Source organism: Rhodoflexus caldus (genome assembly GCF_021206925.1).
GTDB classification, from domain to species: Bacteria; Bacteroidota; Bacteroidia; order Cytophagales; family Thermoflexibacteraceae; genus Rhodoflexus; species Rhodoflexus caldus.
Genome location: NZ_JAJPRF010000012.1, coordinates 94,661 through 116,799, shown reverse-complemented (window position 1 = coordinate 116,799; position 22,139 = coordinate 94,661). Strand labels below are relative to the sequence as shown.

At 50.0% G+C, this 22,139-nt stretch carries 15 protein-coding genes and 1 tRNA gene; 11 read left to right on the top strand and 5 right to left on the bottom strand.

Annotation, left to right across the window (positions count from 1 at the left end; genetic code table 11):
* Positions 1 to 330 precede the first annotated feature (330 nt).
* The 6 genes from NDK19_RS13035 to NDK19_RS13010 all read left to right on the top strand — a co-directional run bounded on the left by NDK19_RS13035 (position 331) and on the right by NDK19_RS13010 (position 8,667).
* Positions 331 to 651 carry a hypothetical protein gene (locus NDK19_RS13035; protein ID WP_250632332.1) on the top strand — a complete coding sequence of 107 codons (321 nt, stop codon included), beginning with the start codon at positions 331 to 333 and terminating at the stop codon, positions 649 to 651.
* Between the two features lie 864 nt (positions 652 to 1,515).
* The gene (locus NDK19_RS13030) at positions 1,516 to 2,967 is read left to right on the top strand and encodes an AAA-like domain-containing protein (protein WP_250632331.1); all 1,452 of its coding nucleotides are present in this window, start codon (positions 1,516 to 1,518) and stop codon (positions 2,965 to 2,967) included.
* 34 nt (positions 2,968 to 3,001) lie between these two features.
* Positions 3,002 to 5,299 (top strand): type IX secretion system anionic LPS delivery protein PorZ, encoded by a 2,298-nt coding sequence (gene porZ / locus NDK19_RS13025; protein ID WP_250632330.1) that lies wholly within the window; start codon positions 3,002 to 3,004, stop codon positions 5,297 to 5,299.
* A gap of 1 nt (position 5,300) precedes the next feature.
* Positions 5,301 to 6,173 carry a UbiA prenyltransferase family protein gene (locus tag NDK19_RS13020; protein ID WP_250632329.1) on the top strand — a complete coding sequence of 291 codons (873 nt, stop codon included), beginning with the start codon at positions 5,301 to 5,303 and terminating at the stop codon, positions 6,171 to 6,173.
* A 79-nt stretch (positions 6,174 to 6,252) separates the two neighbouring features.
* A complete protein-coding gene (locus NDK19_RS13015; protein ID WP_250632328.1) occupies positions 6,253 to 7,080 on the top strand; it encodes an SDR family oxidoreductase in 828 nt (275 codons plus the stop codon).
* Between the two features lie 27 nt (positions 7,081 to 7,107).
* Entirely contained in the window at positions 7,108 to 8,667 is a 1,560-nt protein-coding gene (locus NDK19_RS13010) for an ATP-binding protein (protein ID WP_250632327.1), read from the top strand.
* Positions 8,668 to 8,714: 47 nt separating this feature from the next.
* On the opposite strand, the gene NDK19_RS13005 is transcribed toward NDK19_RS13010, so the two are convergent.
* Positions 8,715 to 8,788 (bottom strand) — tRNA-Ala (locus NDK19_RS13005).
* A gap of 147 nt (positions 8,789 to 8,935) precedes the next feature.
* Here NDK19_RS13005 and NDK19_RS13000 point away from each other — a divergent pair.
* Positions 8,936 to 12,454 (top strand): hypothetical protein, encoded by a 3,519-nt coding sequence (locus NDK19_RS13000; protein WP_250632326.1) that lies wholly within the window; start codon positions 8,936 to 8,938, stop codon positions 12,452 to 12,454.
* 37 nt (positions 12,455 to 12,491) lie between these two features.
* On the opposite strand, the gene NDK19_RS12995 is transcribed toward NDK19_RS13000, so the two are convergent.
* Positions 12,492 to 15,059 carry a M14 family zinc carboxypeptidase gene (locus NDK19_RS12995; protein ID WP_250632325.1) on the bottom strand — a complete coding sequence of 856 codons (2,568 nt, stop codon included), beginning with the start codon at positions 15,057 to 15,059 and terminating at the stop codon, positions 12,492 to 12,494.
* A gap of 76 nt (positions 15,060 to 15,135) precedes the next feature.
* On the opposite strand from NDK19_RS12995, the gene NDK19_RS12990 reads away from it, so the two are divergent.
* Both NDK19_RS12990 and NDK19_RS12985 read left to right on the top strand, forming a co-directional pair.
* Positions 15,136 to 16,434, top strand: a complete 1,299-nt coding sequence (locus NDK19_RS12990) for a hypothetical protein (protein ID WP_250632324.1) — start codon at positions 15,136 to 15,138, stop codon at positions 16,432 to 16,434.
* A 47-nt stretch (positions 16,435 to 16,481) separates the two neighbouring features.
* A complete protein-coding gene (locus NDK19_RS12985) occupies positions 16,482 to 17,708 on the top strand; it encodes a bifunctional 3,4-dihydroxy-2-butanone-4-phosphate synthase/GTP cyclohydrolase II (RefSeq protein ID WP_250632323.1) in 1,227 nt (408 codons plus the stop codon).
* 3 nt (positions 17,709 to 17,711) lie between these two features.
* Here the strand turns inward: NDK19_RS12985 and NDK19_RS12980 are convergent, their stop codons facing one another.
* A complete protein-coding gene (locus NDK19_RS12980; protein WP_250632322.1) occupies positions 17,712 to 18,194 on the bottom strand; it encodes an Lrp/AsnC ligand binding domain-containing protein in 483 nt (160 codons plus the stop codon).
* 710 nt (positions 18,195 to 18,904) lie between these two features.
* Between NDK19_RS12980 and NDK19_RS12975 the strand changes: the two genes are divergently transcribed.
* Positions 18,905 to 19,510, top strand: a complete 606-nt coding sequence (locus NDK19_RS12975) for a fasciclin domain-containing protein (RefSeq protein WP_250632321.1) — start codon at positions 18,905 to 18,907, stop codon at positions 19,508 to 19,510.
* 52 nt (positions 19,511 to 19,562) lie between these two features.
* On the opposite strand, the gene NDK19_RS12970 is transcribed toward NDK19_RS12975, so the two are convergent.
* Positions 19,563 to 20,585: a quinone-dependent dihydroorotate dehydrogenase gene (locus NDK19_RS12970; RefSeq protein ID WP_250632335.1), complete on the bottom strand. Its 1,023-nt coding sequence runs from the start codon at positions 20,583 to 20,585 to the stop codon at positions 19,563 to 19,565.
* Between the two features lie 104 nt (positions 20,586 to 20,689).
* On the opposite strand from NDK19_RS12970, the gene NDK19_RS12965 reads away from it, so the two are divergent.
* Entirely contained in the window at positions 20,690 to 21,331 is a 642-nt protein-coding gene (locus NDK19_RS12965; protein WP_250632320.1) for a hypothetical protein, read from the top strand.
* 200 nt (positions 21,332 to 21,531) lie between these two features.
* On the opposite strand, the gene NDK19_RS12960 is transcribed toward NDK19_RS12965, so the two are convergent.
* A complete protein-coding gene (locus NDK19_RS12960; protein WP_250632319.1) occupies positions 21,532 to 22,104 on the bottom strand; it encodes a DUF3575 domain-containing protein in 573 nt (190 codons plus the stop codon).
* Positions 22,105 to 22,139 lie beyond the last annotated feature (35 nt).

The following is a 22,139-nucleotide window of genomic DNA, read 5'->3' as shown; positions in this document are numbered from 1 at the left end:
CTTGTCACTTTTAAGATGCGACGTGCAACGTGTGAAAAATACTTGCCATAGTTATATAAATTTGAAAGAATCACCAAGTAAAATTAGGTAATTCACTGATAATCACCAACCAAAAGGTCTACTTTTGCTGTCGGCTCACCCGTAAAATTCTCTTCCTACAAGAAGATACCTGACCTGCGTACCGAACAGGTAAAAGAAGAATACAAACGCAGAATACCTCAAACAAGTTGGCAATGGCTTGAGGAAAATCAACTGCATGAGCATCTGACAGAAGAAATACGCCTTTACCCTCAGCCTTACAGTTTATTAAGACATATCGCAGATGAATTAGTGGCAGACCCTGATTTATTAGCACAAAAAGGACAGGCTACCTTTCTTACATTGCTAATTCATAAGTGGAAAAAAGATTATGCCCGAACTTATGCGCCTGATTTAGAGAAACAATTAGACCATCTTGATAAAACTATTAATCGTTGGGTGGGACTGATAGAAAAATTACTCACAATAACAAGAGCCGATAAGTTATGGATATGGTTCAAAAAACTTCCTTTTGGGAAAAAAATAGCGACAGGTGCAGGCATCGGCAGTGCCGGTGCAAGCGCATGGAAATGGCAAACCGTTTGGGAATTTCTGCAAAACCTGTTTCAATAGACCGATATGGATACAACAAACCCCTTCTATAAACCCGAAGAACCACGCTCTGCTTGGGAACTCTGGAAATGGACGATTTTTGAGCCCCTACTACTTAAAAGGCATGAAAGTTTGTTGAACGAAAATAATAGTTCACGCAGATATAGATTGTACGCATTACTTAAAATATATCCGTTTACTGTTACACTTACTGCTTTAAGTCTTGTAATATTGCTGAGCATATTATCTATTACAAATATTCCTTTAGTTTATCCAAAATATTTTCAACCCGAGTTGATAGAAGAATTTCGACAGATGACCTATGTTAGTGAGCGTTGGCTATTATTAATCAATCATATATCGTGGCTTGGTTTCACTTTTGGTATATCTTTTGGCCTTATTTATGGCTTAGCAGTGGCTTATAGTTTTACTAGAGGCTTAAGTTTAGGGATAAGTCTCAGTTTATCAGTGGGTACAAGTTTAGGATTATCTTTCGGTTTATCTACCATTCTCATTACTGGATTGATAATCTTTATCGCTTCTATCTTAATTTATATTTTAGTTATTAGTTTAGCTGGAAGTTTACTTTTATACTCACCTATCGGCTTGCTACCTGCAGGTTTTCGTTTTAGTGTTGGCATATTAAGAATATTTTTACTTGTTTATTATCTACCGCGTTATATATTTTCTGCTTCACTATATAATAATCCATACTTGTGGGACGGTACTTTGGTTATTAGTTTACCGTTCATAGATCAAAAATTATGTAATGAGGCTAAACTAAATCCATTAATAGGATTTAAGTTTTTTAATTTTATTATAGAGTATCGTCCTTTACAACGCAGCTTAGCCGCCAAAATACTTCATGCGGTTTTTTCGGCAGAAATGCGTCGTCAGCCGCTCAGCGCGGAGTTGCTTGCCGAGCGAAAATCCTCTTTTCTGCTGTTTACCGAAAACCCCAACCGATATGTGCCGAGCAGCCGATGGCTGCACCTTTTGGAAAACACGATACAAGACATCCAAGCCTTTGAAGCCCGCCAAGAATTAAGCGACCAAAAAGAGGCTTTGGAAGACTTGGTTCGCAGCCTGAACGAGTGGAAAGAACACACGCTCAAAGGCGAATCCCCGTTGTGGTGCACCGAATATGAGCCTGCTCTTTCCATGTGGATAGAGCGGGCATCGGACAGGTTACGGGAGGCGGAAGAGCGTTTGGCTGTTGAGCAAAAAATTATGCTCAATCCCTATCGGGCAGGCAACCCCTTGTCCCCCGAACGAAATGAGCACATTTACGTGGAGCGCAAAGACGCGGAGCGCGAACTGACGGAAAAGCTGCTGCGAAGCAAAGGCTTACCCGTTGTATTTCTGCAAGGGCAACGGCGCGTAGGAAAAACGAGTTTGCTGCGCTTTTTATCGCGCCTGATGGGGTCGCGCACCAAAACGGTACTTATAGACCTGCAAGGCATCATTGCCGATAAGGCACAGCCGCACCAACATTTCATCAAAATGCTGGCGAGCATTCGCGCTGAGGCAGCCCGCGCGCTGCAATTACCCGAGCCGACGGAGGCACTGCCCGAGTCGTGGACAAAAGCATGGGAAAGCGTAAAATCATATTTGGAAAGCGGCGCAGCCCAAACGGGCTACCGTTTGCTGATTATTTTAGACGAATACGAGTGTTTGCACCATGCCCTTAGCCGAGATGCGGATGCGGGTGCGGCAGTATTGGACAGTATGCGCAGTTTGCTGCAAAAGCAAAGCGAGGTGGTTTTCCTGTTGGCGGGCAGTGCCTTTTTCACCGAACTACACCGCCCCGACTGGGCTTCGCGCATGACGGGAGCGGAAAAACTTTCGTTGGACTATTTCAACGAAGAACAAACCCGAAAATTGGTTACCGAACCCGTACAGGGCAAAATCAGCTATGAAAACGGCATACCCGAAGAAATATTTCGCCTCACGCAAGGGCATCCCGAAATGATTCAACGCATTTGTAAAGGGCTGGTGGCACTTGCCAACCTGAACGCACGAGCGCAACTTACCCGAAAGGATTTGGAAAAAGTCCTTAAAGACGATATTTACCAGCCCGTCAACGGCATTACGGAGATATTTTGGGGTGAATTTTGCGTACCGAACGCGGAACAGCGCGGCACTGCGGAAGGGGAGAATACCCCCGAGAAGCAAACGGTGCGCCAAATTATCAAAGGCGAACCGATTACCGACAAAGTCGCTTTGCAACGGCTGTTAAATCACGGTTTTGTTGTTCAAGCCCCCGACGGAAAGTATCGCATCCGCGTTCCCGTTTTTGAGGAATGGGTGAGGCGTTTTGATCCTTCGTTTCGGTAGGATAACAGAAAATACTGTCCTAAATCTCTGCAAGATGTTTTTGAATAAAAATGATATACACATACATGTAGGGACAGGGCGCATTCCGGTAGGGACAGGGCACGCCCTGTCCCTACAATCGTTCCTATGGGCGTTGCTGCTATTGGCACACCTTGTCGCCGCGCAGGAAATTCCCGTCGGGGCGTGGCGGCTGCATCCTTCGTTTCGGCAGATGACCGCACTGGCAGATGCGGGTGAATGGATTTATGCCGCTTCCGCAAACGGGCTGATGCGCTACCGCAAAACCGACGGCGAAACACAAACCATTGACAAAACCGACGGACTGACGGGCAATAATTTCAGTGCCTTGGCATGGCACGAACCTTCAAAAACGCTGGTAATCGGCTATACCGACGGGCAAATTGACCTGTTGAGCGATGAAACCGTTATCAACATCCGCACGCTGGCAACCGCGCCGCTCATAGGCATTCAGGCTGCACGGCGCATCAATCATGTGCTGATACAGAACAATCTGGCGTATTTGTCGCTGCCGTTTGGCATTGCCGTAGTGGACATGAACGCCAAACGCCTGCGCGAAAACTACCTCAACTTGGGCGGCAACGGCGAAACGGTAGCGATTTTTCAAACGGCTATCCTGCGCGACAGCCTCTTTGCTGCCACTTCGCAAGGGCTGCGGGCAACTTCCTTAGCCGCTTCGGTCAATCGGTTGGACTTTCGCAATTGGCGCACCGTTTTTGCCTCAACCAACTTGCGCACCGTAGCCGCGGCGGGCAATCTGTTGCTGGCAGGCGTGAATTTTTCCGACGTATTCCGTTATGACAACGGCAGATGGACGCGCTTGCAACTGCCTGCGGCTCAATACAATCACATCGCGCTGCAAGCCGATGGGGCAAGCGTCTGCCTTGCCGACGGGCGACTGATTGAATGGGTAACAACGGGGCAAATGCAGGTTATCACTCATCCCCAATTGCGGATGCCGCGCCAATCGCTGCGGGCAGGCACTATCCGCTACATCGCCGATTTTGAAAGCGGACTTCTGCAAATCAGCGGTGCAACGGTGCGCAACCTTTCGCCCGCGGGACTGTTTGCCCCTTTGGTGCGCCGAACCGCATTTGTTAACGGAAATATTACGGCTTTTTACGGCGGCTTTACCGCCAACGGTCAGCCCGAAAATAACACCGACGGCTTTTCGGTTTTTTCTTCGGGCAAATGGACAAACTACAACGATGCGGCAGGCAACCCGAACGCTTTGCCGCCCGTCCGCGATTGGCTCATGGCGGTTGCTGCCGATGCGGAACGGGTTTGGCTGGCTTCTTTTGCCGACGGCTTGTGGACGTGGCAACCTTCGGCAAATCGGCTGCAAAGGGCAACCGACGCGCCTAACGTGCGCATCAGCGGCATAGCCGACGACGGTCGCGGGGGATTGTGGCTCACGGCTTTGGGTACGGGCAACAACCCTTCGGTATTTCGCCGCGCACCCAACGGCACTTGGCGGGAATACCCCACAGGCGCATTCAACGGCGGCAACGCACTTGCACCCACAACCGACGATGCAGGCAACGCATGGATTCCGTTCAACCCTGCTACGGGCGGCGGGCTTGCCATCGTAGCCGAAAACGGGCGCGTGCGGCTTTTGGGTACGCAGCGCGGGCAGGGGGCTTTGCCTTCGCCCAATGTGCTGGCACTTGCCAACGACCGACAAGGCGCCATGTGGGTCGGTACGGACAACGGCATTGCCGTATTTTTTGATGCAGCCTCAGCCGTAAACAACAATTCCGATGCACAGCGCATAGTGTTCAACCTGCGCGAACTGCTGCGCGGCGAAACCGTTTACGCCATCGCCATAGACGGCGGCAACCGCAAATGGATAGGCACGGCACGCGGCGCATGGCTCTTTTCCGCCGACGGCTCACGGGAAATTTACCACTTCACGGCAGCCAACAGCCCGCTGCTTTCCGATGAGGTGCGCCATATCAGCATTCATCCGCAAACGGGCGAAGTGTTTTTCACAACCGACAAAGGCTTGGTATCGTTTCGCGGCACTGCCACCGATGCAGGCAGAACCTTTGCCGATGTGCGCGTATTTCCCAATCCCGTGCCGCCCGCATTCAGCGGTTTGATTACCTTAGACGGTCTGGCAGCCAATGTTTCGGTCAAAATTACCGATGCGGCGGGGCGTTTGGTCTATGAAACCCGCGCCGAAGGCGGCACCGCCGTTTGGAACGGCTTAGACTATCAGGGGCGCACTACCCGCGGCGGCGTTTACTTTGTCTATGCCGCCGATGCCAACGGCGAAGAACGCATGGTTACAAAGTTTGTGAAAGTGGAATAGGGTGCGCGGCATTTTCTACGGTAACTATTTCTACGGCGTTTGTGCCGCCGCGCTAAGTGCCGAAATAACCGTTCAGGCGGTCGGTGCGTTGCCCCCTGCGGCGTGGCTTTTGGCAACAGGCATGGCGACCGTTTGGTTTTATACCCGTGCTTTCCTGCAAGGTGCGATGCCCGCAGACGATGCCCGAACAATATGGCTGCAAAGCAATCGGCAAGCGATACGCCTGCAACAGGCCGCCCTGCCCATAGGGTTGCTGCTTGCAGGGCTGTGGTTAGTTGCCGAAAACTTTGAGCGGCTGTCGGCAAATGTTCGCCTGCAAGAACTGCTGCTTGCCGCTGCCTTCCCGATAATTGCGTTTTTGTACGATGCTCGCCAATTGCCTTTTCGGCTGCGCAAATGGGGCTTTTTCAAACCTTTTATCATCGCATTGGTTTGGACGGGATGCACGGGCATTGTGCCGCTGCTTTGGCTGCAATGGACATCGGGCAAAAGCATGTTCACGGCGCACATCACGGTGCTTTTGCTGCATCGGTGGATGTTTTTGGCAGTCATTGCCGCCGCCTTTGACATCAAAGACTACGCGGGCGATTCGCAGGCTGCCCTTCACACGTGGGTGGTCAGAAGCGGATTGCGGCAGTTGCTGTTTGGGCAATTGATGCCTTTGGCAGGAGTAGGCTGCATCGGGTTGCTGCTGTTTTCGCAATATCTGCATTGGCAAATCTCATACACGGCTTGGATGCTGCTGCCGATGGTTTTGTTGCCGGCGGTGTTGTACACGCTGCGCCGCCGTCGGTCGTTGATGTATTACCTGACAATAGTGGACGGATTGGTGCTTGTGCAGGCAATTTGCGGCATGGTTGCAGCCTGTATGTAGCTGCAAAGAATCTTCTCTGCGGGCGCTGAGGAAAATCTTGCCGACCTTTGTGGTGAAAAATCAAAAAAACGACAATCCGATGCAAACCATTAGCATATTGAGTTGCGGCTGGCTGGGAATGCCGCTGGCGGGCAGGTTAGTACAAGAGGGCTACCGCGTCAAGGGGGCAACCCGCACCCCCGAAAAATTGGCGCAGGTTGAGGCGCAAGGTGCTGCCGCTTATTTGGTCAATCTGCCTGCGCAGGCTACCAACGACCAACTCAACGAGTTGCTGGATTGCGACCTGCTGATTATCAACATCCCGCCGCAACGCCGCAACGGGTTGCTTTCCGCACACGGCGAACACATGGACTATCTGGCGGAAAAAATGCGGCAAAAAGCCCGCATCCCGCAAGTGATTTATGTGAGTTCTACATCGGTCTATCGCGATACGAACGGCGAAGTAACCGAAACATCCAACCTAAACAGCCCCGAAGAAGACGTAATTGTTTATGCCGAACAACTGTTGCAACGCGAATTTGGCGCGGCTATCCTTCGCTGTGGCGGGCTGATGGGACAAGACCGCATCCCGGGCAAATATTTCATCGGGCGCACGGTGGACACGGGCGAAGTTCCCGTCAATTTCATTCATCAGGCGGATGTCATCGGGTTGCTGCTGGCAATGATTCGCAAGGGCATTACCCGCGAGGTTTACAACGCCGTAGCACCGCTGCACCCCACTCGCCGTGAAATTTACCTTGCCAATGCGGCAAAATTCGGCTGGCAACCGCCTGTCTTCACAGCACCCGCACAACCGATTCCCTTTAAAATTGTCAGCAGCGACAAAGCCATCCGCGAGTTGGGCTATGAGTTTATCTTCCCCGACCCGCTACAGTTTACCTATGACACTAAGCCGCTGCAACGTTAATTGGGTAACTTTGCATAAATTGATGCCATGATGGAACATTTGCCCGTCCTTTCCACAGGCGAACAGGATTTTGAAGAACTGCGCCGCAAAGCGTGTATTTATGTGGACAAAACCCACTTCATACACAGGTTGGTGTATGTTGTCAAAAGTAAATTTAATTTCCTTTCCCGTCCACGCCGTTTTGGCAAGTCGCTGTTGGTGAGCACGTTGAAGTGCATTTTTGAGGGGAAAAAGGAACTTTTTGAGGGTTTGTACATCTACGACAAAGTAGATTGGAACGAAACTAATCCCGTTATTCATCTGGATTTCAGTCGGATAGATTTCAGAGGCAAAGGTTTGCGAAACGCCATCAACGACCGATTGGATGCCATTGCCGCCGCTAACGATGTACAGTTCAAAGAAGCTACGATTGCCGCTAAGTTTGAGGAACTGATGAAAAAACTGCATCAGCAAACGGGCAGGCAGGCGGTCATTTTGATTGATGAATACGACAAACCGATTACCGACGTATTGGAAGTCGGCAAAAACGAAAAGGCACACGAGCACCGCGAAATTTTACGAACGCTGTACAGCGTAGTCAAGGGCAGTTCGGAACACATCCGCTTTTTCTTCATGACGGGCATTGCGCGTTTTGCTAAGGCATCGTTGTTTTCTGATTTGAACAACTTGACGGATTTATCTTTATCCGACCGCTTCCACAATATATTAGGCTATACGCAGGAGGAGTTAGAGTACAACTTTGATACACACATTGCGGCTACTGCCGCTACACAAAATTTGAGCAGAAAAGAACTGCTTGACCAAATCAAGTTTTGGTATAACGGCTTTTCTTGGAACGGCAAAAACAGAGTTTACAATCCGTATTCTATTTTGCGCTTTTTTGGGGAGCAAAAATTCATGAACTTTTGGTTTGACAGCGGCACGCCGAAGTTCTTGGTAGAACTGCTCAAAAAACAGATGATTTATGACATTTCGCGCAAGGCAGTATCGCCGCTGATGACCGAAAATTTTGACATAGACAACATCAATCTTTACACGCTGCTGTTTCAAACAGGTTATCTGACCGTTGCCGAGCAAGACGAATTTGGCTTATTCATACTAGATTATCCGAACAAGGAAGTGGAGCAGGCGCTGCTGGAATATATCATGGCGGCATTTGCCAACAGCACCGAGGGGGCAGTATTAGCCAAAAGAATCACGCTTGCCGTTCGCAGCCACAAGATGGGCGAACTCATGGCAAGTATCAACACCTTGTTTGCCTCAATTCCCTATCAGATTTTTGACCAACATCAGGAAAAGTACTTTCATGCGGTACTGTTTCTGGCTTTCAAACTCTGTGGATTTTTTGTGCAGTCGGAAGTATCTGTTTCCAGCGGCAGGATAGACGCGGTGATGAGCTACGGTAACCGTGTGTACATTTTTGAATTCAAGTTGAACGACACGGCAGAAAACGCGCTCAAACAAATCAGGGAAAGGGGCTACTACAAGTCGTTTGCGGGACAAGGCGACAAAGAAATTTACCTGTTGGGCATCGGCTTTTCGGGTCAGGCGAAAGAAGTGGCGGATTGGAAGATGGAAAAGCTGTAACAAAAAACCCTGATAAAGTTGTGCACTTTATCAGGGTTTGAACTTTGTGGAGCGTATCGGAGTCGAACCGATGACCTCTTGCATGCCATGCAAGCGCTCTAGCCAGCTGAGCTAACACCCCATGTGCCACAAAATTAAAGGCTTCTTCCGATTCTGCAAGGCCTTTCTGCAAATTTGCTTATTTTTGAGTTAAGCCATCTGAAATCCTGCCGATTAATACCCATTGAAAAAGTTGTTTTGTGCGATTGGGACAATATTCGTATGCTGTTTGCTGCTATGCAGTCCGAGTCAGTTATTCGCACAACGCACGGTAAATCCTTCGCCTGAAATTTGTAAAACCTTTCCGCTGTCTTTCCAAAAATCGGCAGATGGCAGCCGCGCCGTGGCAATCATTCAACCCGACAGCCTGAGCCTGATACCTTCCTCTGTTCGCATAGCAGAGGTGTTTCCTCCGCTACAACTGACGTATCGTTATGATTTACAGGCCAATCAACTGATTTTCCAAACAGAAAATGCGCAAAGTCCGCCCGATTCAGTGCGGATTTGCTATCGCCTGCTGCCGCTGCTTTTGAGTAAACCGCTATCCCGACGCAGCCAGATGCAGTATGATTCGGGGGCTTACGGACAAGTTACTTCCGACATGACCAAGCCTATTTCCATTGGCGCACCGCCGCGAGAGCAGCTTTTCAGCGTGCAGGGCTTACAGAAAAACGGCAGCCTGACGCGCGGCATTGCGTTTGGTAACAGACAAGATGTGTTTGTACAATCTGCGCTCAATTTGCAATTAGAAGGCAATATTTCCGAAGACCTGCACCTTACGGCAGTATTGACCGACCAAAACGTGCCTTTTCAGCCCGAAGGCAACACCTTGCAAGTCAGGCAGTTTGACCGCGTGCTGATGAAGTTACGCCACAAAATGGCCACTTTGACCGTTGGCGATGTCGTGCTGCAAAATCAGCAACAATCGCCTTCACATTTCCTCAAATTTTACAAAAACGTACTGGGCGGCATGATAGAAAGCGACTACGCCACCCGCGACAGTACGGGCAATGTGCGTGCGCAATCCAAAGCTGCCGTAGGCGTTGCCAAAGGGCGCTTCGTTTCGCAAACCATTGACGTTCAGGAAGGCGTATTAGGCCCATATCGCCTGCGCGGCCCCGATGGTGAGCGATTTGTTGTCATTTTAGCCAATTCGGAACGGATTTTTCTGGATAATCGCCTGTTAGTCAGAGGCTTTAATTACGACTATGTGATTGATTACAACACGGGCGAAATCACTTTCACCAATCGCGTCATCATTACGCGTTTTTCACGGGTGCGGGCGGATGTGGAATTTGTATCGCAAAACTATGCGCGCAGCATTTTGCAAGCCGAACATCAGCAACAAATAGGCGAACGGACAACCGTTTTTGGGCAGTTTTACCGCGAGCGCGACAACCCCCGCAATCCCCTGCTGGCACAACTCAGCAATGAAGACCGCCTGCTGTTGAGTCAGATAGGCGACAGCCTCAATAATGCCCTTGCGCCTGCTGTTTTTCCCGTAGAAAACTGGGACGTAAACCGCATTCTGTACCGCGCCCGCGATACTATCCTGCAAGGCCGCCCGTATCGCTACTATGAGCGGGCACGACAACCCGGCGGAGAATTATTCAGCATTACTTTTTCGGAAGTAGGTGCAGGGCGTGGCGATTATATCGGGGGCAGCCCCACTGCCAACGGGCGCGAGTACATCTGGGCAGGCATCGGGCGTGGCAATTTTGCCCCTGTTCGCCTGCTGGCTGCCCCTAACGAGCGACAAATGGCAACGATGGGAGCGTCTTATCGCCTGCACGGCAATGGCAGGGTTTTCGCTGAAGCCGCTTTCAGTAAACTGGATGCCAACCTGTTTTCAACGGAAGGCAATGCAGATAACAAGGGCAGTGCTTTGCAAATCGGCTACCGCAATGGTGGCGAAAAAATCAAGCGGGGAGCTTTGCAGGATGCCGAATGGAACGCGGAACTGTCGCTTACCCGCACCGATGCCAACTTTCGCCCGATAGACCGCTTCCGCTACATTGAATTTGACCGCGATTGGTCGGTGGAGGATGTATCGTTGGGGATTGTTTCTATCCCTGCCGATGATTACCTCTGGCAGGCTTCGGGCGGCTTGCGCAAAGGCAGGCGCTATGTACAGGCCAAACACCTGCGCCGTCTGCGCGGCAATCAGGCCAATGGTTTTCAGCAATGGGCAGAAGCAGGCTACCTCTGGCGCAAGTGGCAACTGCAAGCAACGGGCTTCCTGATGCAAAACCGCTTTGAGCGCAATGGCAGCGCGTTCCGTTCCGAATGGCAGCGGTTTACTGCCGATGTATCGCATTTGGGCAATCAAATTGTGCCCGGTTATCAGTTCAGCAGCGACCGCAATATTGTGCGCAATACCAACCGCGACAGCATTGTTTCCACGGCAATGAATTTTTATGAACACAAAGCCTATGTACGCAATGCCGACAGTGCCAAATTTCAACTCAACGGCTCTTATGCGTTTCGCGAAGATTTTTTACCGCTGGCAGGTACGCTGCAACGCGGCACGCGGGCACATACCGCCAATCTGAACTGGCAAAAACGCACGGATTTGCAATGGTTTCATGCGCTGCTTACCTATCGCAACTTAGAAAATCTGGCCAACGGTGGTAATTTTCCCCAAAATGAAGAAACCCTGATGGGGCGTTTGGACTGGCACACCAACCTATGGCAGCGGGCTATTCGCAGCGAGCTGACCCTTGCCAACAACAGTGGGCGCGAATTGCGGCGCGAATTTGTATTTCTGCAAGTCAATAACGGATTAGGTACGCACACCTGGCGCGATGATAACGGGGACGGTATTCAGCAACTCAATGAGTTTTACTTGGCCATCAACCCCGACGAGCGCAACTATATCAAATTTTTTACACCTACCGATGAATATATTCCCGCTTATGCCAACAGTTTGAGTTGGCGGCTGAACGCGGGTTTCCCCAAAGCATGGAGTAAAGCCAAAGGCATCCGCCAATGGCTGGCAAAATTCAGCAATGTAAGTGCGTGGACTATCAACCGCCGCCTGACTGACCAACGACTGACCGCCCGATGGTTGCCTTTTGCATCGGTGGCAGACAGTGCGCTGCTTTCTACGCAGGAAGCCCTGCGCAGCACGCTGTTTTTTAATCGCACCGACCCCAAATGGGGCAGCGACCTTGCTTTTGTGCAAACGCGTCAGAAGCAATTGCTGACCAATGGCTTTGAAGGTCGCAACCTGACCGAGTGGCAGTTGAGCCTGCGGCGGAATTTCGGCTCAGATTTCAATGTGCGGATTCAGTTGGGCAGCAGCCGAAGTGCCAACGCCTCCGACTTTATGCCCAACCGCAACTACTCCATCGCCACGCGGCAGTTCAAACCTGAAATTGCTTGGCAGCCATCACCCAAAGTGCGGCTTTCGGGTGCATATGTTTATCAGCAAAAAGACGCAGGCAGCGAACAGGACAATGCACGATTCAACGAAGTGCTGGCAGAAATGCGCTGGGCACAAGAAAGCAAACGCAACATTCAGGCGCGAATCAGACTGGCAAACATTCGCTACGGCGGTGAAATCAACACTCCGCTGGGTTATGAACTGCTGGAAGCCTTGCAACCCGGCACTAACCTGAACTGGTCGGTGAACTGGCAACAGCGGTTGGGGAACGGCCTGCAACTCTCCATGCAATACGAAGGGCGCAATTCGCCGGGGCAAGCTGTCGTCCACATCGGCCGAGTGCAGGTTACGGCGCTGTTTTAAAAAACAGGGATAGGGCAGCCCCTATCCCCGCAAAATGTTATTCCTCTTCCTGATTGCCGCCAACCGTTGGCACGGTGATGTTGCTGCCAAACATAAGGGCATTGAGAAACAGGCGATTGGTGCCGTACCAAATGCCCCTGAAATTCGGGTTGTCGGTGAAGAGTACCACGCGCCCCGCACCTTCGCTACTTACGATAATGGCAGGCGCATTTTGCATTTTTTTCAGATTCGGGGCTGACAAATAGCCGCCAATCAGCGGGTTAGCCGTGTACTGCCCGATGGTATTGTAAGGGCTTTCCGAAGGTTTGAGGAAGGTCGTACCATTGCGGAAAACTGACACTTTGCGGCTGTGGAAGCCAAAACCGATGGGGTGAGTAGTGTCCACGTCCATTTCCAAAATAACGCCGCCTATGGATTTTGCCCCTTCTATGTACACCGCATTGTCGTAATCGTAGCGCACGGGTTTAGGATTTTTCACCGTATCGGCAGGCATGAGTTTTTCTTTGGTCAAACCGTTTTTGATTGCCCACTCAACGGCTGACTTTTGCGCAATGAGCGTGCCGCCGTTTTGTACCCACATTTTCAGGCGGTCGGTGAAATTTTTGTCAAGGCTGTACGTGCCGTTTACCATGATGACGGTGTTATAGCGGTTCAGGTTCACGCGGTTCAGGTTGCCGATTTCTACCTTGCTGACGGGCATCCCTACGCGCCGGTCAAGCAAGTGCCAAACTTCGCCCGCTTCGTAGGGGCTTACGCCTTGCCCGACAATCATCAGCACTTCGGGTTTTTTCAGGGTGCGGATGTAGTTGCTGCCCAAGTCTATGCCCTCGGTGCTTCTGCCTGTGGCAATGCCCTGAATGGCGATTTTTGCCCGTGCCTGTACTTTTTTGAGCAAATTAAACAGCGAATCGGCACCGATTTTTTGCTGCTGAACGGGCAGGAAAACAGTTCCGTAGCCGAAGTTTTCGGTTTTGCCGTTGATGTTCATGCTGAACGGACGGAAAGCAGATTGTACCACCGCGCCGCCATCCAGCAGATGATAAACTGCTTGAGCCGCGTTGTAGTCCGTCCAACGGATGAGGTAGCCGTAAGGTGCTTTTTCAACGGCAGGCGGCTCGGCAACTTTCGGTGCGGTTACTCTTGCGCCTTTGGCAACTGTTGTTCTGATTTCGGCATAGGGCAGGTTAAAGGCATGAACCATTGACCAAGAAGAAGCATCGTAAAACAAGCTGTCGGCATAGGGAATTGCCTTTTCAAACAGCGAACGCACCATGATGTAGTTCACCTGCTCGGTCGGGACGATGTAGGCGCTGCCTTTCTCAAAGCGGTTGCCGCCCAAGTTGAGCGGGGTTTCCACTTCGTAAACCTCTACTTCGTGCTGCAAACACAAATTGACAAAGGCATTGGTGCGCGTCGGGTCGCCTGCATCACCGAATACATAGCCTTTAATCGGGCTGCGGGCAGCCTGTTCGCGGCTGATGCGGAAAAAGTCGCGGCGCATGTTGAGTAGTTCGCTGCGCTCGGCTTGTGCTGCCCGCAAAGTCGCCAAAGCGGAAAGGAACTGATTGCGAATGGTAAAGGCGAAGGTAATTTCGCCTGTCGGGGTTTCCTGCACATGCCCGCGTGAACTTGCCTGCTCAAAGAGGAAGCCTGCGCCGCCGTAGAAGTTGATGTAGCTGGAACCGTAGCCCGGGTAGAGTTTGTCAAACACTTCGCGGGTGAAATACTGCGACCCGATGCCGTTCATGGCTTGCTCAAAATACTTGCTGAATTTGGGGTACACTTGCTTGTAAAGGCGGTCGGGAACAAGCGGGTTATCGCTGCTCGGTTTGCCCGGGTCAAAGTAGAAGGTGCTGTTGGTACCCATTTCGTGGTGGTCAACAAATACATAAGGTCGCCACTTGTGGATGAATCGGGCGCGTGCCTGCGCTTCGGGATGCACCAGCAAGAACCAATCGCGGTTAGGGTCAAACCAATAGTGGTTCATTCTGCCGCCGGGCCACACTTCGGTATGCTCTCTGTCCAAGGGGTCGGCTACGAGGGGGCTTGCCTTGTGCATGTTCACCCACGTATTGAACCGGTCGCGCCCGTCGGGGTTTTGCACCGGCTCAATGATGATGACCATGTTATTGAGCCAATTTTTCACTTCCTCGCTTTCCGAAGCCAGCAAGTAGTAGGCAGTGAGCAAAGTGCTTTCGCCGCCCGATGCCTCGTTGCCGTGTACGTTGGCAGCAATTTGCACCACTATCGGCTCGTTATCGTAGGCAGTGGACGTGTTGCGCTGCAAGTGCTTTTGGCGGATGTCTTCCAAACGGCTGTGGTTAGCAGGCGAAGTAATTATCAGTGCCACCAAAGGGCGATGCTCGTAAGTTTGCCCGAATACCTCAAAAGTTGCCTTGTCGGAAAGGCGCGCCAATTCCTGAAAATAGGCAACAATGCGGTCGTAGCGCGTGTGATGGCTGCCTATCGGGTAGCCCAAAAATTGCTCGGGCGTAGGGATGGCGGGGTTCATCTGCCCGCTGTTGGGGTAGTAGTAATCGGCTTGCGCCCGTGCGCCCGCTGCAAATAGGAGCAGGCTCAAAAACGTGAGAAGAAATCGCTTCATATGCAAATCATGGAAATCGGTTAGTAAGGGGCAATATCGGAAAAAGCCGTTAATTTCGGCTGCCGCTTAGTCGTACATGTTGCCTTTTATCGTCCATTTGCTCGCAGTGCCGCCGCTGCTTTACCTGCTGACGAAAAAGTTGCGTTCGCAGCCGTTGGGCGGCATTTTTTTGCCGGGGCTGTTGCTCAAAATAGCGGCAGGGTGGGCAGTGGTTGTCGTTTTTGAACGCTATTACGGCGGCGGCGACGTGGCGCATACTTTCAGGCAAAGTATGTTGCTGCGCGAAATACTGCATGATTCGCTGTGGCGATTTTGGCTGTTCCCCTACGATATGCCACAGGGCGATTTCTACTACCTCTACGGCTTTCCCGACCTCACGCCGTCTTTTATTTTCATGTGTAAAACAACGGCATTGGTAAGTTTGGCGGCAGGCGAAAATATTTGGCTCATCAGTGCTTGGTTTTCCGCTTTTGCCTTTGCGGGCTTCTGGCTGCTGGGTAACGAACTGTGCCGCCGCGATGAAAATCTGAAAATTCCCGTTGTGATTGCTTTTTTTCTTGTGCCTTCGGTAGTGTTTTGGTCGGCGGGGCTGTTGAAAGAAACGTTGCTCTGGGGGGCTATGGGGCTGCTCTTTTGGGCGGTGCTGCGGCTGACCCAGCGCGGACTTCTGCCGAAAGATAATCAAAAAACACCGATTGCGCGGGTAAAATCCGTGCTGCCTGCGGTTAGTTTTTGGGCGGTTGCCGCTTTTGCCGCATGGATTCTCTTTGAGGTCAAGTATTACATTTTCGCTGCTGCCATGCTTGCCGTTGCGATTTATGGGCTGCTTCAATGGCAAAAACAACTGTGGCTGACGCTGGCTGTTGCTGCCGTGTTGCTGCCGCTGCTGCTGTGGGCTATCGGGCGGTTGCACCCCAACCTTTCGCCCGATGCACTGGCAGTAGCCGTACATCGGAACTACGAGCGCATGGTTGCCATCAGCGATGCGGATAATCTGATTTGGTTAGACTTACAGCCCGATTTCATCAGCCTTATCGGGCAAGTGCCTTTTGCGCTGAAAGCCGCACTGTTTGCGCCCATGCCTTGGGAAGGCGGCAATCTGCTTCGCAAACTGACAGGCATGGAAAATTTGTTGCTGCTGTTGTTAATACCGGGTATCCGTTTGCGTCTTGGCGGCAATCAGCATATTGCTGAACTCATTGCAGCAGCCACTTTTACGGCGACTTTGGCGGCTATGCTGGCGCTCAGTTCGCCCAACATTGGCGCATTGGCGCGCTACAAGGTCAGCTATCTGCCCTTGCTCTGGCTAATGGTTTGTTCGGGCAACCGTTTTTTGCGAACTTTGCCCTTTCAAAAACTCAAAGCGCTTTTTTAAGGTTTATTATTTACAGGCTTTGCAGGAATGCAGGCAAAAACATTATCATGAACGCAACTCCGAACGATTCTATCCGCCTGGATTCTATTGAAGAGGCCATTGAGGCCATCCGCCGTGGCGAAGTCATCATTATGGTAGATGATGAAGACCGCGAAAACGAAGGCGACTTGGTTTGCGCCGCCGAGCTGATTACCCCCGAAACGGTCAATTTCATGCTTTCTTCGCGAGGGATGCTCTGTTGCACGCTCACCGAAGAACGCTGCGAGCAATTGGGTTTAGACCTGATGGTCGGCAAAAATACCGACATGCACCAGACGGCATTTACCGTTACGGTGGACTTGAAAGGACACGGTGTAACAACGGGCATTTCGGCAACCGACCGCGCTAAAACGATTAAAGCACTCACCGATAGCGAATCTAAACCGTCAGATTTTCGTCGTCCGGGGCATATTTTCCCGCTAAAAGCCCTCAACGGCGGGGTACTGCGCCGTGCGGGGCATACCGAAGCAAGCGTTGATTTGGCACGCTTAGCCGGGCTGTATCCTGCCGGGGCAATTATTGAAGTGCTGAACGAAGACGGCGAACCTGCCCGCTTGCCCGAATTGCGCCGCTTTGCCGATGAAAAAGGGCTGAAATTAGTGGCCATTAAAGACCTGATTTCGTATCGCTTGAAAAAAGAATCGCTGATTGTGATGGAGGAACGCGTGCACATGCCTACCGAATACGGTGATTTTGAGTTAGCTGCCTACCGCCAAACCAATACGGGCGATATTCACATGGCACTTGTGAAAGGCACTTGGGACAAAGACGAGCCTATACTGGTGCGAGTACATTCTTCCTGTGCTACGGGCGATATTTTCGGCTCTTGCCGTTGCGACTGCGGCAAGCAACTGCAAGGCGCTATGCAGATGGTAGAAAAGGCCGGCAAAGGCGTAGTGCTCTACATGAATCAGGAAGGGCGCGGCATCGGATTAGTGAATAAGTTGAGAGCCTACAAATTGCAGGAACAGGGAAGAGATACCGTAGAAGCCAACTTAGAGCTTGGCTTGCCGATGGATGCCCGCGACTACGGAGTAGGCGCGCAAATCCTCCGTGATTTGGGCGTAAGCAAAATCAGGCTCATTTCCAACAATCCGAAAAAACGAGCGGGATTGTTGGGCTACGGGCTGGAAATTGTAGAAAGCGTACCTATTCAATTCCCGCCTAATCCGCACAATGCCAAGTACTTACGCACGAAGCGCGATAAAATGGGGCACAAAATTTCTATTGACTAAATTTTATTTATACAGATTCTGGTCTATTTGCAGCGGACGGTTGATGCGCTCCTCGAGCGAAATGAACGTCTCCGTCCGCTCTATTCCTCTGACTTTCTGAATTTTTTCGTACAGCACCTCGCGCAAGTGGTTCGTATCGCGGCAAGTGAGCTTGGCAAAAATGCTGTACGCACCTGTGGTATAATTCAAGGTCAGAATTTCGGGGATTTTTGCCAACTCATTACAAACGGTTTCATACATTGAGCTTTTTTGCAAATAAATCCCCAGAAAAGCGGTAATGTCATACCCCAGTTTGCTAAAATCGATAATGAGCGATGCCCCCCGAACAATACCCATCTTTTCCAACTTTTTCATCCGAACGTGTACTGTGCCGCCGGACACACAAACTTTATCGGCAATTTCGGTGTACGGTGTTTTGGCATCCTTCATCAACTCAGATAATATCTTGATGTCGATATTATCAATTTCTAAATTTTTGTCGTTCATAGTGCACCCAAAAAACAATTTTTTCAATAAAACATATTTAATATTACGATTTCACGAAATTTAAAGAAACTTTGTTGCAAAGTTTGCAATATTAAGATTGTTTATTGTAATTTTGCTACATCAAAACAATCACAATGTAGGGTGATGAAACTGGCAGCCATGCCCTCCTGTCTCGGGGGTGGGGATTCCGGAAAAAGCCTCGAGAGTGTGAAACAAGCATTTGCTTCACTTTCTTATGTGCCTAACGACCCCGTGAAGGTTCGACTCCTTCCCCTACAGCACAATAAAAGTTCTTTAAAATCCCGATAATTCGCGGCAAAATAATTCAAAAGTTTTTAATGTAAATGCTTTTCATTAAAAACTTCACAATGTAGGGTGATGAAACCGGCAGCCATGCCCTCCTGTCTCGGGGGTGGGGATTTCAGGATAAAGCCTACAGAGACAATGAATCAATCAATCAATCAATCAATCGCTTGCTTCATTTTCTTTGTAGATGCCTAACGACCCCGTGAAGGTTCGAATCCTTCCCCTACAGCCAAGCATGTGTTTATTTTATGTGTTGTTTATTGGTTAAGGTTTAAAAAAGACGCGCCATGCGCGTCTTTTTTATTTTAATAGTTAATCAGATTAATCATTATTTGATGCGTGTTTTTTCTGTCTGAACGTTCCAAGCGATTAACTTTGACAGTGTAAACTAAACCTTTTTAACCATGATACTACATAAATTCTTCGGCGGTATATCGGCGCTGCTGATAGCTTCCGCGCTGTTGGGTGCTTGCGGCGATGGCGGTAAAGCTGCTCACGAAAAAGCCCGTCAAGATTCCGCCCGGATTGCCGATTCTATTGCTCGCTTGGAAGCAGAAGCCAAACGCGTGCAGGACTCTATCAATGCCTTGCCTAAAACCATTGCCCAAACCGCACAGCTCCATTCGGAACTGAACAAGTTAGTAGCTGCCCTCCAAACGGCAGAGTTGGCCGGTATGCTGGAAGTAGAAAGCAGCACGAATTACACCGTTTTCGCCCCTACCGATTCGGCGCTGACAGTTGCTAAAATTGATGAGTTGATGCAGCCTGCCAATAAAGCCCGTTTACAAAATTTATTGAAGTTGCATATTGTGGAAAATGCACTCCCGCTTGCCAACTTGAAAGACGGCCAAAAACTGAAAACGATGGCGGGTTACGATATTGTTGTATCAGTCAAAAACGGCAAAGTGATGATAGACGGCGCAACAATCGTACAGCCTGATATTAAAGCGAGCAACGGCTTCATACATATCATCAACGGCACGTTGAAGCCTAAGATGGTATTGCAGTAAGTTACACACACATATTCGGCCGATACAGGCAATTACAGGCTTGTATCGGCTGCTACAGTTGCGCACAAATTTTTTTAATCATTGCAGGCCCTTCATAAACAAAGCCTGTATAGACTTGCACAAGGTCGGCACCTGCGGCGAGTTTTTCCCGCACATCTTCGGCTGTAAAAATGCCGCCTACCCCTATGATAACAAAGTGTTTATTGCTTTTTTGCGCCAAATAGCGAATAACCTCTGTTGAACGGCTGCGAACAGGTTTGCCGCTCAATCCGCCGTTGCCAATGGCTGCCAAGGTATCTGCGGAGGTTTGCAGCCCCTCGCGGCTGATGGTGGTATTGGTAGCGATGACACCTGCCAATCGGGTGGCTGTAACAATTGCTACAATATCGTCTAATTGCTGTTCGGTCAGGTCGGGTGCTATTTTGAGCAGAATGGGTTTGGGTTGGGGCTTCTGTTGATTGCGAGCCTGCAAAGCCTGCAAAAGCGCAGTAAGCGGTTCTTTTTCCTGCAATTGCCGCAATCCGGGCGTATTAGGCGAACTCACATTGATCACAAAATAATCTACGTAGTCGTAGAGTGCCTCAAAGCAGACAAGGTAATCGTTAAGTGCTTCTTCGTTGGGGGTATCCTTGTTTTTGCCAATGTTGCCTCCGATAATCAGATTGGTTTGCCGCTTTTTGAGCCGCTCTACGGCAGCCGCCACACCTTCATTATTGAACCCCATGCGATTAATCAAACCGCTGTCCTGCGGCAAACGAAACAGGCGGGGCTGTGGATTGCCGCTTTGCGGGCGCGGGGTCAGCGTCCCGATTTCAATAAACCCAAACCCAAAACATGCCAACTCATCAATCAGGCGGGCATCTTTGTCAAAACCGGCGGCCAGCCCTATCGGATTGGGAAAAGTAAGCCCCATTAGTTCTTTTTGCAAACCCTTCTGTTGCGGGGCAAATAATAAGCGCGTGATAGCCTTTGCCAATGGCAACGACAACAGCCATTTTATCATGCCGAAGGTGAAATGATGCGCCTTTTCGGCATCCATCAGAAAAAGCAGGGGGCGGATGAGAGAACGATACAGCAAGGCAATCAGATTTAGTTTGCCAAAATTACCGCAAAGCAGAGGATTTCGGCACGATTTTATTACTTTCGGGCTTCCGAAAATGTATCATAACCATTGAACCTATGCAAAAGTATTTGTGGATATTCCTCATCGGTATCTTATCGCTTGGCGGTACTACTTCGTGTAAGAGCAAGAAAAAATTAGCGGAGCAACAGGCAAAAGAGGCAAAAGCAAAGCAGATAGCACAAGCAAAAGCCGATTTGCAAGCCTTGCTGAACGATGACGGTAAGTCAATAGAAGAACGTGAGCAGGCACTGAACCGCATCAAAGCGCAAAATATAGATGACCCTGAGGTGCAGGCGCTCATTCGTCAGTTGGAACAAAAGTTAGCCAATGAGAAAGCCGAACGTGCACGCCGTGCAGAGGAAGAACGCCGCATGCGCGAAGAAGAAGAAAAACGCAAAAATGAAATTGCTAAAGTTGCGCCCACCATTCAGGAATATTTCCGCGATATTGTAGGCTCCGGTAATACGGCTGCCGCCAATAATCGCATTCAGGAAGCATTAAATATGTTTGTTTCGCCTGATGCGCCCGTACTGATTATCATTGGCACGTTCAACGGCGAAAAAGACTATGACCGCCCGACTACTATCAGCAAGTACCTCAATTACCTGAAAGACCAGAAAAAAGCACCGCACAAAATTGTCAATGTAAAAAGAAATGCGGCAGGTAAAATTGAGGAAATGGAGCTTGAAAAGCAGTAAGCAAATGATTGTCAGGCAAATCAGCAAGAAAAGTGGTATTATATTTCGGAATTCGGGATTTAGAGTGAAAAATCAGAGACATGCTGTGCTGTCCGCAATAGTCTGCGTGCCTGTTTAGTAAGAAATCGTTTGTTTGCTTATTCAAAAAGCCACCCTGACAAACTCGGGGTGGCTTTCTTGCATTGTTTCAGCAGGTAGAGCTATTGACCGAAAGCAAAGCCCAAGGCAACGCCGAATCGGAAGGAGAAATACCCAAAGTTGGTCAGGAAAAAATCATCCTTGGTAGCGCCGTTTTTGCCCGTGAACGAGGTTGCGTTAAAAGAGGGGCCGCCAAACAGCTCGAGACTAACCTGATTTTTGAATAACCACTGGTTGCCCACGCATACACCGCCGCCAAAAGAACTGTAAGTAGCCGAAATACTGGCATCGTCTTTATCGGACAGGTTGAGGTTCTGGTAGCGTACAAAAGGCGCAACAAAAAATCCGGCAGGCGCTTGTTTGCTTTCGGAAAGGTAGAAGCGGTATTCGGGCGTAATGCCTATCCCGCGAAACTGTGTGCCTGCAAAGGAAGTGCCTGTATAGAAAAAGCCTAATTGGAGACTGCTTTTGTCGTTGAGTACGCGCTCGTAGAAGAATGAGCCGGTGCGTACCACAGGGCTTAGCAAATTAACCTTAATCAGGTTTTTTGGCGTTTCGGCATTGTCGCTTTGCGCCACTGCCTGCATGGTGATGCCCGCAAAAAGCAGGCAGAAGAAAAGTTTGCAGTTTTTCATGGAAATAAAGTTTAACATCAGATAGTTTGCTTAAC

Bases quoted from the DNA above. Each gene is read 5' to 3' on its own strand.
- NDK19_RS13030 (WP_250632331.1), top strand. From the start codon at position 1,516: ATGCGTCGTCAGCCGCTCAGCGCGGAGTTGCTTGCCGAGCGAAAATCC.
- porZ (WP_250632330.1), top strand. From the start codon at position 3,002: ATGTTTTTGAATAAAAATGATATACACATACATGTAGGGACAGGGCGC.
- NDK19_RS13015 (WP_250632328.1), top strand. From the start codon at position 6,253: ATGCAAACCATTAGCATATTGAGTTGCGGCTGGCTGGGAATGCCGCTG.
- NDK19_RS13010 (WP_250632327.1), top strand. From the start codon at position 7,108: ATGATGGAACATTTGCCCGTCCTTTCCACAGGCGAACAGGATTTTGAA.
- NDK19_RS12995 (WP_250632325.1), bottom strand. From the start codon at position 15,059: ATGAAGCGATTTCTTCTCACGTTTTTGAGCCTGCTCCTATTTGCAGCG.
- NDK19_RS12990 (WP_250632324.1), top strand. From the start codon at position 15,136: ATGTTGCCTTTTATCGTCCATTTGCTCGCAGTGCCGCCGCTGCTTTAC.
- NDK19_RS12985 (WP_250632323.1), top strand. From the start codon at position 16,482: ATGAACGCAACTCCGAACGATTCTATCCGCCTGGATTCTATTGAAGAG.
- NDK19_RS12980 (WP_250632322.1), bottom strand. From the start codon at position 18,194: ATGAACGACAAAAATTTAGAAATTGATAATATCGACATCAAGATATTA.
- NDK19_RS12975 (WP_250632321.1), top strand. From the start codon at position 18,905: ATGATACTACATAAATTCTTCGGCGGTATATCGGCGCTGCTGATAGCT.
- NDK19_RS12965 (WP_250632320.1), top strand. From the start codon at position 20,690: ATGCAAAAGTATTTGTGGATATTCCTCATCGGTATCTTATCGCTTGGC.
- NDK19_RS12960 (WP_250632319.1), bottom strand. From the start codon at position 22,104: ATGAAAAACTGCAAACTTTTCTTCTGCCTGCTTTTTGCGGGCATCACC.